Annotated in this window: 3 protein-coding genes and 1 pseudogene; 1 reads left to right on the top strand and 3 read right to left on the bottom strand. The window is 58.8% G+C overall.

The window, feature by feature from the left end:
• A pseudogene (locus HX846_RS18805) lies at positions 1–291 on the top strand (heme ABC transporter ATP-binding protein); the annotation flags it as partial.
• Positions 292–540: 249 nt separating this feature from the next.
• Here the strand turns inward: HX846_RS18805 and HX846_RS18800 are convergent.
• The 3 genes from HX846_RS18800 to HX846_RS18790 form a co-directional block, all read right to left on the bottom strand.
• Positions 541–813: a TfoX/Sxy family protein gene (locus HX846_RS18800; RefSeq protein WP_003212140.1), complete on the bottom strand. Its 273-nt coding sequence runs from the start codon at positions 811–813 to the stop codon at positions 541–543.
• Between the two features lie 200 nt (positions 814–1,013).
• Positions 1,014–1,358 carry a pentapeptide repeat-containing protein gene (locus tag HX846_RS18795; RefSeq protein WP_008436884.1) on the bottom strand — a complete coding sequence of 115 codons (345 nt, stop codon included), beginning with the start codon at positions 1,356–1,358 and terminating at the stop codon, positions 1,014–1,016.
• 94 nt (positions 1,359–1,452) lie between these two features.
• Positions 1,453–1,839 (bottom strand): ATP-binding protein (locus HX846_RS18790; RefSeq protein WP_178965878.1); only part of this gene is annotated, 387 nt, incomplete at its 5' end.

Genomic DNA, 1,839 nt, shown 5'->3' with positions numbered 1-1,839 from the left:
TTGTTGCTGGATGAGCCGACATCAATGCTTGACCCGCTGCACCAGCACACCACCTTGCAGGCGATCCGCCGCTTTGCCGACCGTGGCGCGGCTGTGCTGGTGATCCTTCACGACCTGAACCTGGCGGCGCGCTACTGTGATCGCATCCTGTTACTGGAGGATGGCCGGCCCCATGCGTTGGACACACCGGCACAGGTGTTGCGGCCTGAGCCGCTGAAGGCGGTATTCGGGCTGGATGTGTTGGTGCAGCCGCACCCGGAGCGCGGTCATCCGTTGATCATTGCCCGCTGAAAATCGCCGCAGTTTTTTATGGGCAAAAAAAGACCCGGCAAGAGCCGGGTCAAATAACCGTGATTAGCCTGATGAGGAGATAATCTGAGAGTCCGAACCAATGGTCTTTCAGTTATCGGCTGATCTCGCGACCAGTTGTGATAATCATAACGATTCTCATTTGAGAGTCAACATTTGTTTTTGCGGCCTCTTCGAATTTCCTCAAACTTCTGCTTGGAATCCCCGTAAACGCGGGTGCAAGTTGGCGTCTCAATTCTTTTGGCGTGCGGTCAGAGCGTCCAATTGACGATTTAAAGCTTCCTTGCGTTCAACGGGAATGTCATTCCAGTGCACATCCATCAGCGCGCCTTCAATGGCATACAACAACACTTTGGATGCCCTGAAACCGCGGGTGCGTACGGCACGGTACGCGTCGACTGCCCCCAGGCGGCGTAGGTCGGACGCACTGTGGATGCCCACCGCATGCAGCCATTGCGCCGACGTCTTGCCAAGGTTTTTCAGGTGTTGCAGCTCATCATTCATCAAGCCTCCTTGCGACGGCCGAATGGTTCGGTGGGTATCGTGACCAGGCAAGCCTGAAAGGAGTGTAGCGCTCAGTAGGAAAAGCGTAGTTCTTTGGTCGGCAACGACCTAAAAGCTTCTAAGGCAGGCGGGGGTTTTAGCGTAGGAAAGGGTGAAGCCCCCGGTACGCCCTGTGCGTAGCCGGGAGCCGATGCAGCGGTTTAGCGAGTGCGGTAGCGCAGGCGTGTGCCGAAATTGACGGACATCAGGATCTCATCGGCGCTTAACTCAGGGGGGAAATAAGTGCCGGAGATCTGGGCATGCGCCAGGCTCGCGCCTTCCAGGGGGCAGTCGCGCAAATCCAGGCCGCGCAAGTCGGCGGAGCGGAAATAAGCGTCGGTGAAATCCACGCCCTCGGCATTCAGGTCGCGCAGGTCCAGGCCGCGAAAGTCGCCACCGCGCATATCGATGGTGCCGTCTTTCGGACGCTCCTGGTTGAAGCCGCGGATATCATCTTTATGCAGAAGCGCGTACAGCGGGGTATCAAGTAGCTTCGGCTGGCTCACAATGGCGACTCCCGTGTTGGAATTATGGCGCCATTATAGTGCCACTATTTCTCGGCCGTGAGCCCCGGAAGGCTGCACGACCAAGAAATATTTCTTACAGCCCCGGCAGGCGCTGGCGAATATGTGCCACCAATGCGTCCAGGGTCCCGCTTTCATTGGTCTCCACGCGCTTGCTGAGCAGCAACTCCTCGGCGCTGAGCGGGTCACGGGTGGCCTGCTGTTCTTCGATGATGGCCAGGGTGGCGTCGGAAGGGTCGTTCTTGTCCGCCTGACGTTGTGCCAGCCAAGCGGCGATTACCGCCTGTGGCGCATTGCAGTCAAGGATCAGGAATGGCGCGCCGGTGGCCTCGGCGATCTTGGCCGCCGCGTCGCGTTGTTCTCGCTTGAGGAAGGTCGCGTCCAATACCACCGGGAAACCGGCGCGCAGTACGGTGTCGGCGATTTCGTTCAGGCGCGCGTAGGTCGCGGCGCTGGCGTCTGC

The organism is Pseudomonas sp. K5002, from assembly GCF_013386655.1.
Lineage (GTDB): Bacteria > Pseudomonadota > Gammaproteobacteria > Pseudomonadales > Pseudomonadaceae > Aquipseudomonas.
This window is presented reverse-complemented; position numbering and strand designations above follow the sequence as displayed.

Excerpts from the sequence above, each read along its gene's own strand:
- HX846_RS18800 (WP_003212140.1), bottom strand. The coding sequence starts at position 813 with ATGAATGATGAGCTGCAACACCTGAAAAACCTTGGCAAGACGTCGGCG.